We start from the raw sequence: 12,122 nt of genomic DNA on the forward strand, positions 1-12,122 counted from the left end.
AGTGCGGGCACGCTGAGCCCCGCCTCGACGCAGGCGTCGGCGGCGAGGATGCCGATGCCGCCCGCGTTGGAGACCACGGCGACCGCRCCYCGGGTGCCYGGCAGGGGCTGGGCGTGCAACAGGGCTGCGGTGTCGACCAGTTCGGCGATGCTGYGGGTGGCCGTGATGCCGGCCTGCCGGAAGAGTGCCTCGCGGGTGACGGTGGGGGTGGCGGCGGCGGCCGTGTGCGAGGCGGCGCCACGTCGCCCGGCCGTGGAGCGGCCCGCGTCCACGGTGAGCACGGGGATCGTCCGGGTGACGCGGCGGGCGGTGCGGGCGAACGCGCGGGGGTTGCCGAAGGATTCCAGGTGCAACAGTGCGAGGTCGGTGCGGTGGTCGCTCTCCCACCACTGGAGCAGGTCGTTGCCGCTGACGTCGTACTTGTCGCCGAGCGAGACGAAGCTGGACACTCCGATGCCGAGCCAGGCCAGCCGCTCAAGCAGGGCGATGCCGACACCGCCGGACTGCACGGCGACCCCGGCACTGCCCGGCAGCGGGAAGGCGCCGCCGAACTCGGCATCCAGCCGCACCTGCGGGTCGGTCTGTGCGATGCCCAGGCTGTTCGGGCCGACCAGCCGCATCGAGTGCCGGCGGCAGGAGTGCAGCAACTGCCGGGCCTGCCCGGCGTCCAGCCCCGAGGTGAGCACCACCAGGGCCCGCACCCCAGCTCGGCCACACTCCTCTGCCACCCCCGGTACCACCTGCGGCGGTACGGCGAGGACCGCGAGGTCGGGGGTGCCCGGCAGGTCGGCGAGGGAGGCGTACGCGGGCCGGCCCGCCACCTCCTCGGCGTGCGGGTTGACCGCCCATGCGGGGCCGGCGAAGCCGCCCTGACGGATCTTCAGCAGGACGCTTCGGCCGACCGATCCGGGTCGGCGTGAGGTGCCGACGACGGCGACCGAGCGGGGACGCAGCAGTGCGGTCAGGCTGGCCACGTCCGCGGCCCGGCCGCGCTCGTCGACGGCCGAGCGGTAGTGCTCGTTGCTCTCGTCCAGCGGGACGCTGACCTTGATCTCACCCTGTTCGAGGTGCCGGTGGACGGGCAGGCCCAGATCGGAGAAGACCCGGTGGACGGCAAGGTTGCTCGCCATCGTGTCGGCCTCGATCGTGCGGATGCCGTGCTCGCGGGCCGCGTGCAGCAGATGCTCGATCAGCAGGGTGCCGACCCCTCGGTGCTGCCAGGTATCGGCAACGGCCACCGCGAGCTCGGCCCTGTCGGTGCCGTCGCCGACGCTCTCGTAGTCGGCCTCGCCGGCCAGCTCGCCGTCCACCCAGGCCCCCAGGGCAAGGAAGCCGGGCCGGGGCGACCCGCACAGCCGGTCGGCGGCGAGCCCGGGGGCACGTCGGCTGGCGCCGAAGAACCGCATCCGGCGGCTGGCCTCGGACATGCGCGTGGCGTGCAGGTCCAGCACGGCGTCATGGTCCGGTGGGCCGAGCGGGCGGATGAGCGCGGTCGTACCGTCGGCCAACAGTGCCTCGGTGGCGGGCGGCGGGTACTGGGCGGTGGGCATCGCCGGCTCCTCTCGTCGGCCCGGTCGGGGCCTCACCTCCACGGTGTGTCCGGATACGTCCCCGCGACAGGGCCCACCAGCCGCGCGGCCGGGGCCGACCGGCCCTCCCAGCGGGCCGGTCCGGGTCGCAGGATGAAGGTGATCGAGGGCGTGGGGAGGCCGCGAGGACACCGCTGGGGCAGACGACCGGAGGCGGAGATGTTCATGAGTACGACGGACGGAGACCAGGGCAGGACCCGGTCGGCGCGCCCCGGCGACATCGGCCGCAGGGTCGCGCACCGACGCGAGCAGCTCGGGCTGACCCGGGAGCTGGCGGCGGAGCGGGCCGGTATGGCGGTGAACTACCTCGACTACCTGGAGACGAGCCCGGCCGCGATCGAGATCGACGCTCTCACCAGGCTCGCGGGCGCACTCGACACCTCGGTCGGTCACCTGCTCGGCAGCACCCCCGACACACCACCCGGCCGGCCGCGCCGGGCCGCCGTGCCCGTACTGGAGGAGCTGGCGGCCTGGAAGTGCTGGGCCAAGATCTCACCGCGCGGGGTCGGCCGGGTCGCCCTGACCACGCCGGACGGACCGCTGGCGCTGCCCGTCAACTACCGCGTCCTGGACGCCACCCTGCTCTTCCGCACCACAGCGGACAGTGTGCTGGCCCGGGCAGCGGGCAGTCGGGTCGCGCTCGAGGTGGACCGGCTCGACGACGCCCTCGGCAAGGGCTGGAGTGTGCTGGTCACCGGGACGGCGGAGCAGGTCACCGACCAGGAAGCCCTGGAGTGGCTCGCCCGGCACGCCGACCCCCGCCCCTGGGCGGGCGGGCACCGGGACACCTGGCTCCGGATCAGACCGAACACGATCACCGGCCGCGGCATCCGCACCCCGGGCCTTCCGAACGACGGCTGACGGGCCGACAGCCCGGCCCGGTGAGCACCGGGCAGCACACGAGAGAAGTGAGGACCATGCAAGCAGTGATCGTCTACGAGAGCATGTACGGCAACACCCGACGGATCGCCGAGGCGGTGGCCGATGGCGTCCACGAGGCAGCGCCGGACGCGGACGTCCGGTGCCTGGAGGTCTCCGCGGCGAGCCAGGACGTGACCCGTTCCGCAGACCTCCTGGTCGTCGGAGGCCCGACCCACATGCACGGCCTGTCCTCCGGCCTGAGCCGCAAGCTGGCCACGAGCTCCATGGCGCGGAAGGACAAGGAGCCGGGCTCGCCCTCCGCCACCCGGCCGAAGCCGGAGGCCCCGGTCACCGGGCTGCGCAACTGGTTCCACTCGCTGCCCGATGCGGACTCCGGCGCGCACGCCGCTGCCTTCGACACCCGAGGGGAAGCCAAGGGCAGCGGAGGAGCGGCCGGCGGGATCGCCCGCCGCCTGGAACACCACCGCTTCGACCTGGTCGCCGACCCCGAGGGGTTCGTGGTGCAGGGCGCCGAAGGCCCGCTGCGCGACGGCGAACTGGACCGGGCCAGGGAGTGGGGCAAGCAGCTGGTCTGACGGAGCGTCGCCCCCGCCCACCACGGCGCGGACGCAGACACCCATCCCGGGGCGCCCGGGACCACCGGTGCCCCTGACGGCAGGAGAGTGCGATGGGACGCATGGACGGAAGAGGCGCAGTGGTGACGGGCGGCGCGCGGGGCATCGGCGCGGCCGTCGCCAGGGCGTTCGCCGCAGAGGGTGCCTGGGTGACGATCGCGGACGTGCTCGACGCCGAGGGCCAGGAGCTGGCCGTGGAGCTCGGCGTACCCGCCCGGTTCCGGCACCTGGACGTCACCGACCCGGCCGGCTGGACCGCGCTGCTCGCCGAGGCGGAGGAGGCGGGCGGGCCGGTGTCCGTCCTGGTCAACAACGCCGGCGTGCTGGCCTTCGGCACCATCGAGGAACAAGCACCTGAGGACTTCCGGCGGGTCCTGGACGTCAACCTCTACGGCGCCTGGCTGGGTCTGCACACCCTGGCACCCTCCCTTCGGCGCGCGGGCGACGGAGTGGTGGTCAACATCTCCTCCACCGCCGGCCTGATGGGCTACGCCAACATCGGGGCCTACGTGGCGAGCAAGTGGGGCCTGCGCGGCCTGACCAAGTCCGCCGCCCTGGAACTCGCAGCGGACGGTGTCCGGGTCTGCTCGGTCCACCCCGGCCCGATCACCACGCCGATGACAGCGGACATGGACGAGTCCATCGCGGCCGCCCAGCCGATCGCCAGATTCGGCACACCCGAGGAGGTGGCCAAGACGGTGCTCTTCCTGGTCACGGACGCCACCTACTCCACCGGCTCGGAGTTCCTGGTCGACGGCGGTGCGACGACCGGCAGCATGATCGTCGCCGAGGAGTAGGGGAGTAGCCGTGGCCGCAGGCCGGAGCCCGGCGGTCGACGCCTGGCACCTGGTGTACGAGGGGTTCGACGCCTCGTCGGAGGGCGTCCGGGAGGTGCTCTGCGCGGTGGGCAACGGCTACCTGGTCAGCCGGGCGTCCGCCCCCGAGTCGCGGGCGGACGGTGTCCACTATCCCGGCACCTACCTGGCCGGCTGCTACGACCGCACCGTCTCGCTGGTCGCGGGCCGCGAGGTGGCGAACGAGGACCTGCTGAACTGCCCGAACTGGCTGCCGTTCACCTTCCGCCCGGCCGACGGCGAGTGGTTCGCCGGCTCCCCGGCGAGCCAGCGCCTGGAACTCGATCTGCGCACCGGTGTGCTGACCAGGCGGGCACTGGTGGTGGACGCTCAAGGCCGCCGGACCCGGCTGGTGCAGCGCCGGATCGCCAGCCAGGCTCAGCCGCACCTGCTCGCTCTGGAGACCGAGCTGCTGCCGGAGAACTGGTCCGGCGGCTGTTCTACCTGTTCTCCGCCCACGAGGTACGGGACCTGCTGCGCCGGCTCGGCTACCCGGCCGGCCACGAGCTGCTGCGCCGCACCGTCGACTACTACCTACGCCGCACGGTGCACGGCTCCACCCTCAGTGCGGTGGTGCACGCCTGGGTGCTGGCCCGGTCGGACCGGCGCGCGTCCTGGCGGTTCTTCCGTGACGCCCTGGCCGCCGACCGCCAGGACCTCCAGGGCGGGACCACGTCCGAGGGCATCCACCTGGGTGCCATGGCCGGTACCGTCGACCTGCTGCAACGGTGTTACACCGGGCTGGAGATCCGTGACGACGCGCTGTGGCTGGACCCCCGGCTGCCGCACGCGCTCGGGCATCTCGAACTCGACCTGCGCTACCGGGGCCACTGGGGCGTGACAGTCGCGGTGGACCGGCACACCGTGACAGTGGGCCTGCCGGAGAGTCATCAGCAGCCGGTCCAGGTGCGGGTCAGAGGCACCGCGACGACCGTCCGGCCGGGCGAGCAACAGACCTTCACACTCTGACGAACCCGTCACCGCTCAGCGTCGGCGGCCCGACCACTGCGGCTCCACTGCGGCCCAGTCGGACCCCCACGACCGGACCGCCCGACGCTCCAGGACGCGTCGGCGGACCAGGTAGCCCGCCCAGGCCACACCGCCGACCGCGGCGAACCCGCCGAAGCCCTGGGCGCTCACCGTCACGGCCATCTCCCCGTTGCTACGCGGCGGCCGGGCCGGCAGACCGTCGTCGTCCACCCAGAGCGGCACCTCGGTGCCTGCGGGAGTGCCGCTGGGCGCGTCGATCACGCCGGTACGCGGCTGGGCTGTCGGCAACGCCCAGGTGCCGGTCGCCCGGGAGGTCGGAGCCGGCTCCGCCGGAGCCGAGGTGAGAAGCGTGGCGGTCACCTGGTGGCGGTGCTGAGCGAGCCGGTGCGCGTCGGCCCGCAGCCCGTCCAGCATCGTCAGGGCGCTCAGGGAGGCCGCCGCCGAGGCGATCATCAGGCAGAGGACCAGAGCGAGCAGGGCCCGGCTGCGGGCCCGGTCGACGGCACGGCAGAGCGAACTGGGTTCTCGCCCCAGGGCGCGGCGCAGGTGGCGGCGCGGTGAGGTCCGGCCGGCCGGCCGGTGGKGGGGGAGGGCGACGGCGGACATGGCACACCTCCTCGGTACGGGCCGCAGACGCGGTCGCTTCAAGCATGTCCGCAGTGCCGTTCGACGGACAGGGCCGGGAGGTCGGCCCGGCCGGGGCCGACCGGCCCTCCCGTGGGTGCCGCCGCTACGCCCGTCCGCCCGGATGGCCCAGTCTGAGGACACCACCTGCCACCTGGGCTTCCGCTGCGTCGTCCGCGGCCCGGACGGTCCCCGGGACTGACCCCGTTCGGCGCAGCGCGGGTGTCCGGCCACCGCTGCGGCGGCGAGACTCGAACTCCTCTCCCGTCCCCGCCTGACAGGCAGTGAGGCTCCCGTAGTGGCAGACCAGCCGGTGCCGTCCTCGACCGACCCGCAGGCCTCCTGGAGACTGCGGCAGCCGGCGCCGGGTGTGCTGTTCCGCCGTCCGCGCCGGGCGCTGCGCCGCGGCGCCACCCAGCTGGCCTGCATGGTGCTGGGCCTGGCGACGGGGCTGCTGATGCCCGGGATCGGACTGGAACCCAGGACGGAGTCCGGCCTGGTGGTCACCCTGCTGCTGACCATCGGCTTCGGCGCGGTCAGCCTGGTCACCGTCATCTTCTCGCTGCTCTTCCTGGTGGCGCAGTGGGCGTCCACCACGTTCACCCCGCGCCTGGGCCTGTTCCGTGACGAACCGTTGATCTGGGGCACCTTCGCGTACACCGTGGGTGTCTTCGTCTTCTGCGTCACCGCCGGGCTGGCGATCGGTACCCGCGATCAGGTCTCCTTCGTCATCCCCGTGCTCGCCGTGCTGCTGGCCGTCGGATCGCTCGCTGCCATGCGCGCGCTGCAGGTGAAGGCCTTCAACTCGATCCAGCTGGGCCCCGCCCTGGACGCCATCTCGGACCGGGCGCACCGCGGGCTGGACCTGCTCTACGCCAAGCCCTACGACGGCCCGGCCGCCCCGCTCCCAGCACTTCCGGGGGCCGGCCGGGCGGTGGACTGGCCGAAAGCCGGTGCGGTCCTCCAGCAGATCGACGTCCCACACCTGGTGGCGGCAGCGGCCGCGCACGGCAGCGTGGTGGTCCTGACCCAGCGTCCGGGGCAGCAGCTCGTCCGCGGGCGGCCCGTCGCCCATGTCCACGGCGGTGACCTTCCGGACGACGCCGTGCTCACGGCGCTGCTTCCGGGCGTCGAGCGCACCTTCGACCAGGACCCCGAACTCGCCTTCCGCCTCTTCGCGGACATCGCCCTGCGCGCGCTGTCCGCGGCGGTCAACGACCCGGCCACCGCCGTGCAGGCGCTCGACCAGCTGGAGGACGCGCTGCTGCGGCTGGCCTCCCAGGACCTCGACGTCGGCCGGGTCCGCGATGCCGACGGCGAGGTGCGGCTGATCGTTCCCGTCCCGGGCTGGGACGAATACGTCCGCACGGCACTCGACGATGTCATCCTCGCCGCTCACGCCTCCCCGATGACCCTGCTGCGCGTCCGCCGGCTGACCGGCCGGGTGCTGGACGCCTGCCCGCCGGACCGGCGTGCGGTCGTGACGGCCCGCCAGGTGTGGGTGGACACCGATGCGGCTGCCCGCTTCCCGTTGCTCTGGCCCGACCGGCAGGCTGCGCCCTGAGAACTGGCACTGCCGATCCGCTCCCGAGGAACACCCCGGCCACCCGATCGGCCCAGCAGCCGACAGCCCGTCAGGACAGCGCTCCGTCCTGACGGGAGGCTGGGAGTCCGATCCGCCCCTGGCAGAAGCCGGCAGAAGCAGGAGCCCCATGGACCAGAAGCAGCGCGGCCCCCGCCACCGTGTGCTCTTGGCGTGGCTGTTGGCGCCACTGGGCGCCGTGGTCCTGATGACGGGTTACTTCACCGTCCCGCTGGGCCGCTTCGGCCCCGACCACCCGCTGCTCAGCTGGATCAGTTTCACCGGGGCGCTGGGCGTCCTGGCGCTTCTGCTGCTGCGTCAGGTCCGCTACCTCCTGGTGCCCTCCGGGCGGGGGCGGCCCGGCGTCGGCATCACCGTGCTGATCTGCCTGTCGCTGGTCATCTTCGCCAGCGCCTACCTGGCGCTCTCCCGCCAGGCCGGCGAGTTCACCAACCTGAGCACCCGGTTGGACGCCCTCTACTTCACCGTGATCACGACGTCGACCATCGGCTACGGCGACATCGCCCCGGCCGGCCAGTCCGCCCGCCTGGTGGTCATGCTCCAGATCGCCTTCAACCTCGTCTTCCTCACCACCGCCGCCGGCGCGCTCAGCACCCACTTGCGCACCACCTTCACCACCCGGGCCCACGCTCGCACCCACGCCGACGAGACCTCACCCCAGCCCGGAGAGCAGGCCGATGACACCTGAACAGCCGCTACGGCCCGGAACGGCACTGCCCCGCAGGTGACGTCCGCCGCTGGGAGCCGCAGGACACCAGGCTGTAACGTGACCGGGTCGGCGGACAGCCGCCGGAGCGGGCAGCGGGGCAGGCGGAGGGCGGGGACGGTGGGGCGACCCAGCAGGGCACTGCTGAGCAGGGAGATCATCGCCAGGGCGGCGCTCGCCGTGGTGGACGAGAGCGGCCCGGACGGCCTCACCATGCGGGCGCTGGCCGACCGGCTCGGGGTCAAGGCCGCCTCGCTCTACAACCACGTGGCCGGGAAGGACGAGCTGCTCGACTCGCTCGCCGAGCTGGTCAACGCCGAGATCGATCTGACCCCGCTGGCCGACCCGCAGTGGCGGGCGGGCATCGCCGGGTACGCCCGGGGCTACCGCGCGGTCTTCCGCCGGCACCCGAACACGATCGCGCTGCTGGCCCGCCGCCGGGTCGAGGCCGACCGCCAGCTGCTCGGCTACGAGGCGCTGTTGGCCGCGCTCGGGCGGGCCGGTCTGGGGCCGGCCGATGCGGCGGAGGCGGCAGCCGCGCTGGACTACCTGGTGCTCGGCTCCGCGCTGGAGACCTTCGTTGCCGGGTTCGCCCGTCCCGCCGAGGAGTACCGGCCGGACTACCCGTCACTGGCCGAGGCGCTGACGCAGTCGGCCGCGCGGGGCGGCGGGCTGGACGAGCGCGGCTTCGAACTGGCCCTCGGGCTGCTGCTGGACGGGCTGGCCGCCCGGGTCTGAGCAGGGTCGAGCAGGGTCCCGGCATGCGGAGGGCGGGCCCGGTCTCGTCCCCGGCGCGGGCAGCGCACCGGCCTGGGAGAAGACCAGCGTGCCGTCCCGGATGATCGCCAGGGTCGGGATCGACTGGATGTCGAAGGCCGCCGCCAGCTCCCGCTGCGCCTCGGTGTCGACCTTGGCGAAGACGATGTCGGAGTGGCGCTCGGCGGCCTTCTCGTAGACCGGCGCGAAGCGCACGCAGGGCCCGCACCAGCCGGCCCAGAAGTCGATGAAGACGAAGTTCTGGTCGTCCGCGCCTCCGATCACCTCGTCGAAGTTCTCGGCGGTCAGTTCGACGGTGCTCATATCGGCTTGCCTGCCCTTCTCGTCCGGCTGTGATCTGCGTCGGCGTCAACCAATCGGTCCGCCGAGCTATTCCAGCGGCCTAGTTGGTGGGCACGTAGTCGAAGCGCGGGGTGAGGGTGCCGAACATCGAGTCCGCCTTGAGGCCGTCGCCGAAGTACGCCTTGGTCAGTGCGGCGGCGTCCGAGGTGACGTGGAACGGCACCCGGTCCAGGGTGAAGCCGGTCAGCGTGGGCCGGCCGTTGGCGATCACCTCGGCCGGGGTGGTGTAGGCGATCAGCGTCTCCTCGCTGAGCGGCTTCCCGTTCACCTTGATGCCGGCCGAGTAGCCCGGCTCGGGCATGATCCGGATCCAGGTCGGCACCAGCTCCATGAAGGTCTGGCTGCTCTCCTGGTTCAGGGTGATCCCGCCGGGATAGAAGATCCGGCCCTTCTCGTCCAGGTGGTCACCTGCGGTGGAGCCGATCGGCATGTCGAAGCCGTAGCCGTCCGGGTCCAGGACGAACGGCGGGATCGCGCCGAGCTTGACGTCGTTGGCGATCAGCCATGCCTTGGTGACGTCACTGACCCGGACCTTGGCGCTGCCCCAGGGGGAGATGTAGATCCGGGAGGCCCGCTGCTCGGTGCCCTGCGGCGCCGGTACGGAGGCCTGCGCGGTCGGGGCCAGGGCGACCGGAGCGGCCAGGGCGAGGGCGGTGGCGGCGATGGCGAGCTTGCGGAAGATGCGCATGTGCGGGCTCCTGGCGGGTGTCGGGTCAGGGGAGGTAGCGGAACGTGCCGGAGAGGACGCCGAACGGCTCCCCGGCCTGGAACGAGGTGCCGAGCGCAGCGTTGAGCGTGGCGGCGCCGACCTCGGTCAGCGTCAGCGGGACCTTCGTGGTCCGGACGCCGCCGAAGGTGAGGCCCCAGCCGGAGCCGAACGCGTCCTGCAGCGCGTACGAGCAGAACAGCTGCTCGGTCGGCGACTTGACGCCGTTCACCGCCAGGTACGAGGAGAGGCCGCGGTCCGGCCAGAACCGCAGCCAGAACTCGTCCATGGTCCAACTGCCGCTGGTCCCCGAGTTGGTGAGGGTCACCCCGCCCGGGTAGTAGACCCGGCCGAAGTTCTCCAGGTCGATGTAGTCGCCGGAGGTCGAGCCGATGTCGCTGATGATGCCCCGGTCGTCCGGCAGCGTGGTGACGGGAGCGATCGGTGTGACGGTCACCGCCTGCTCGGCCAGCTGGGCCCGGAAGCTCGGGGCCCACTCGACCTGAGCGGTGCCCCACGGGGAGACGTACGGGCCGGCCGGGATGCCGGCGGCCTGGGCGGAGCCGGGGGTGGCCACGGTCATCAGCAGGGCCGCGAAGAGCAGGGAGAAGAGCTGACGTAGTTTCATTATGACTCCTTGGCTGGAGAGCAACTCGCCGACCGCAGCAGGGGATGGGCATGCGGGCGCGCCGAACCAGGGGCTGGTCGGCCCCGGTCGGAGGATGCGCTCGAAGGCTAGCGGTGATCGGGGGCGATCCGTGTACGCATGACGCTTGAGAGGTACGGCCTGCGGCCGAAGTTGGGCCACTCGGGGGAAAAGCGTGACACGTCCGTGGGGGGTCGGCGGGTGTGGAGTGCGTGAAGATCCACTCGGCCCTAGGTTTGCCCCTGGCCGTCCGGGTTCCGGGCTGCCCCATGCTGCCCAAAGTCCGTTCGCTGAACGGCACTTCGGCATGCCCGCCGCGATCCCTGGAGCCGCCATGTCCGAAACCGCTGGTACCCGCCGTCCGAGCCGTCGCATGTTCCTCGGCGGCGCCGTCGCGACCCTGGCCGCCGCCTCGCTGGGCGGCCCGCTGCTCGGCCAGCCCGGACGACCACGACCAGGTGACCATCGTGGTCGACGTCCAGCCCGGCCAACTCCCGGGCGCCGGACCGCTGAACTACCCCTTCGCCACCCGGGCCCGGTACGAGCTGCACCTTGACGGCCGGGGCACCGGGCAGCCGGACACCACCTACCGGTGGACCTTCCGGAACGAGGACCGGCGGCTGTTCGGCGCCGGTCCGATCGCGGTCGGCCCGGTGCGCTCGCTCAGGGACAACTCACTTCTGTTCAAGCAGCGTTACACCCTGGAGCGGATCAGGGGCGGCCAGGTCGAGACGCTGATCTCGGACGGTACCGCCGCGCCCACCCACACCGGCCTGGCCCTGATGCCCGACTACGGCGCGCTGCGCAGCGAGGCCACCCGCAGCCTGCCCGGCGGCGGCCGGACCCTGGCGGGCCAGATCGCCGAGCCGTTCGTCGCCGACACCCGGGTCTTCGGCCTCTTCACGATCGGCACCATCGGCCCGGTGCCCGGTGCACTCCCCGCCGCCGGGCCGCTCTCCGCGCTGAACGTCGGTGCGTTGGTGCTCCAGCTCCCCAAGCGCGAACTCGCGCTGAACGGTGACCCGGAGCGCAACCCCGTGGTCGGTATCTGGTCCACCGTCTCCCGCGAGGGCGCCGACCTCGCCCGTGACCTGCGGACCCAGGCCGCGACGTACCGGCAGGTCGGCCGGCTCGGCAACCCGCACATCATGTTCGCGTTGTGGGGCACCTTCGCCGGGCTCTCCCAGCCGGGCGGCCCGGAGGACCGGTTCAACGGAAGGGCGGCCGAACTCGACGCGCAGGACCAGGAGTTCCTGGCCGCCGCGCTCGACCCGGCCCCGCCCCGCCGGATCGAGGCGGCCCAGGGCTTCACCGCACCGGCCGGGCCGCGCACCGACATCCGGGCACTCTTCCTCGGCGGTATCGGCAAGGACAACGGCTCCCGCTTCGGCCTCGACCTGAACACCCAGAGCATGAACGCCGACGCCGACCCGGCCGCCCTCCGCTGGGCCGACCAGCTGCGGCTCAACCTCACCACCCCGGTCAGCGCCGACCCGCACCCGTACGGCGTGCTCGACGGTGACCTCCAGGGCTACCCGAACGGCCGACGCCTGAACGACGAGATCGACGTGCCGCTGCTGCGGATGCTGGAGGGCGAACCCTCCGACCGCTCGGCCGCGCACCTGCTGCCGCCGTCCTCCTTCAACTGGCAGCCCAAGCCCGCATCGAGCGTCTTCCCGTACGTCAACCTGCCGCACGCGGGCCCGTGACCCGTCGGCGCGCCGTCGCGGGCGCGGTCGGCGGCGGAGTGCTGGTGCTGGCCTGCGCGGCCGGGCTGCTGGCGCTCGGG

The 12,122-nt window shown here is 72.9% G+C and carries 13 protein-coding genes and 1 pseudogene; 9 read left to right on the top strand and 5 right to left on the bottom strand.

Going from position 1 to position 12,122, the window contains the following annotated elements:
* The coding region (locus ACXJMZ_RS35165; RefSeq protein WP_457034079.1) for a GNAT family N-acetyltransferase at positions 1-1,550 on the bottom strand (1,550 nt) is incomplete at its 3' end.
* Between the two features lie 204 nt (positions 1,551-1,754).
* Between ACXJMZ_RS35165 and ACXJMZ_RS35170 the strand changes: the two genes are divergently transcribed.
* From ACXJMZ_RS35170 to ACXJMZ_RS35190, 5 genes and pseudogenes are all read left to right on the top strand, one after another.
* Positions 1,755-2,450: a pyridoxamine 5'-phosphate oxidase family protein gene (locus ACXJMZ_RS35170; protein WP_457034080.1), complete on the top strand. Its 696-nt coding sequence runs from the start codon at positions 1,755-1,757 to the stop codon at positions 2,448-2,450.
* 56 nt (positions 2,451-2,506) lie between these two features.
* Entirely contained in the window at positions 2,507-3,046 is a 540-nt protein-coding gene (locus tag ACXJMZ_RS35175; RefSeq protein ID WP_457034081.1) for a flavodoxin family protein, read from the top strand.
* 92 nt (positions 3,047-3,138) lie between these two features.
* Complete coding sequence (locus tag ACXJMZ_RS35180) at positions 3,139-3,882, top strand: SDR family oxidoreductase (RefSeq protein WP_457034082.1); 744 nt, start codon at positions 3,139-3,141, stop codon at positions 3,880-3,882.
* 52 nt (positions 3,883-3,934) lie between these two features.
* A pseudogene (locus tag ACXJMZ_RS35185) lies at positions 3,935-4,360 on the top strand (glycoside hydrolase family 65 protein); the annotation flags it as partial.
* Between the two features lie 89 nt (positions 4,361-4,449).
* Complete coding sequence (locus tag ACXJMZ_RS35190) at positions 4,450-4,908, top strand: glycosyl hydrolase family 65 protein (RefSeq protein WP_457034090.1); 459 nt, start codon at positions 4,450-4,452, stop codon at positions 4,906-4,908.
* Between the two features lie 15 nt (positions 4,909-4,923).
* Here ACXJMZ_RS35190 and ACXJMZ_RS35195 read toward each other — a convergent pair whose 3' ends face one another.
* Positions 4,924-5,535 (bottom strand): Rv1733c family protein, encoded by a 612-nt coding sequence (locus ACXJMZ_RS35195; RefSeq protein ID WP_457034083.1) that lies wholly within the window; start codon positions 5,533-5,535, stop codon positions 4,924-4,926.
* A 316-nt stretch (positions 5,536-5,851) separates the two neighbouring features.
* On the opposite strand from ACXJMZ_RS35195, the gene ACXJMZ_RS35200 reads away from it, so the two are divergent.
* The 3 genes from ACXJMZ_RS35200 (at position 5,852) to ACXJMZ_RS35210 (ending at position 8,600) form a co-directional block, all read left to right on the top strand.
* Entirely contained in the window at positions 5,852-7,117 is a 1,266-nt protein-coding gene (locus tag ACXJMZ_RS35200) for a DUF2254 family protein (protein ID WP_457034084.1), read from the top strand.
* A 148-nt stretch (positions 7,118-7,265) separates the two neighbouring features.
* Entirely contained in the window at positions 7,266-7,844 is a 579-nt protein-coding gene (locus ACXJMZ_RS35205; protein WP_457034085.1) for a potassium channel family protein, read from the top strand.
* Between the two features lie 138 nt (positions 7,845-7,982).
* Positions 7,983-8,600: a TetR/AcrR family transcriptional regulator C-terminal domain-containing protein gene (locus ACXJMZ_RS35210; protein WP_057229116.1), complete on the top strand. Its 618-nt coding sequence runs from the start codon at positions 7,983-7,985 to the stop codon at positions 8,598-8,600.
* On the opposite strand, the gene ACXJMZ_RS35215 is transcribed toward ACXJMZ_RS35210, so the two are convergent.
* The 3 genes from ACXJMZ_RS35215 to ACXJMZ_RS35225 all read right to left on the bottom strand — a co-directional run bounded on the left by ACXJMZ_RS35215 (position 8,490) and on the right by ACXJMZ_RS35225 (position 10,315).
* Entirely contained in the window at positions 8,490-8,942 is a 453-nt protein-coding gene (locus tag ACXJMZ_RS35215) for a thioredoxin family protein (protein ID WP_457034086.1), read from the bottom strand. The two genes, ACXJMZ_RS35210 and ACXJMZ_RS35215, sit on opposite strands and share 111 nt — an antisense overlap.
* A 79-nt stretch (positions 8,943-9,021) precedes the next feature.
* Entirely contained in the window at positions 9,022-9,669 is a 648-nt protein-coding gene (locus ACXJMZ_RS35220) for a hypothetical protein (RefSeq protein ID WP_457034087.1), read from the bottom strand.
* A gap of 25 nt (positions 9,670-9,694) precedes the next feature.
* Positions 9,695-10,315 (bottom strand): hypothetical protein, encoded by a 621-nt coding sequence (locus ACXJMZ_RS35225; RefSeq protein WP_457034088.1) that lies wholly within the window; start codon positions 10,313-10,315, stop codon positions 9,695-9,697.
* A 287-nt stretch (positions 10,316-10,602) separates the two neighbouring features.
* Between ACXJMZ_RS35225 and ACXJMZ_RS35230 the strand changes: the two genes are divergently transcribed.
* The gene (locus tag ACXJMZ_RS35230) at positions 10,603-12,042 is read left to right on the top strand and encodes a DUF4331 domain-containing protein (RefSeq protein ID WP_457034089.1); all 1,440 of its coding nucleotides are present in this window, start codon (positions 10,603-10,605) and stop codon (positions 12,040-12,042) included.
* Positions 12,043-12,122 lie beyond the last annotated feature (80 nt).

The organism is Kitasatospora sp. P5_F3, assembly GCF_054049135.1.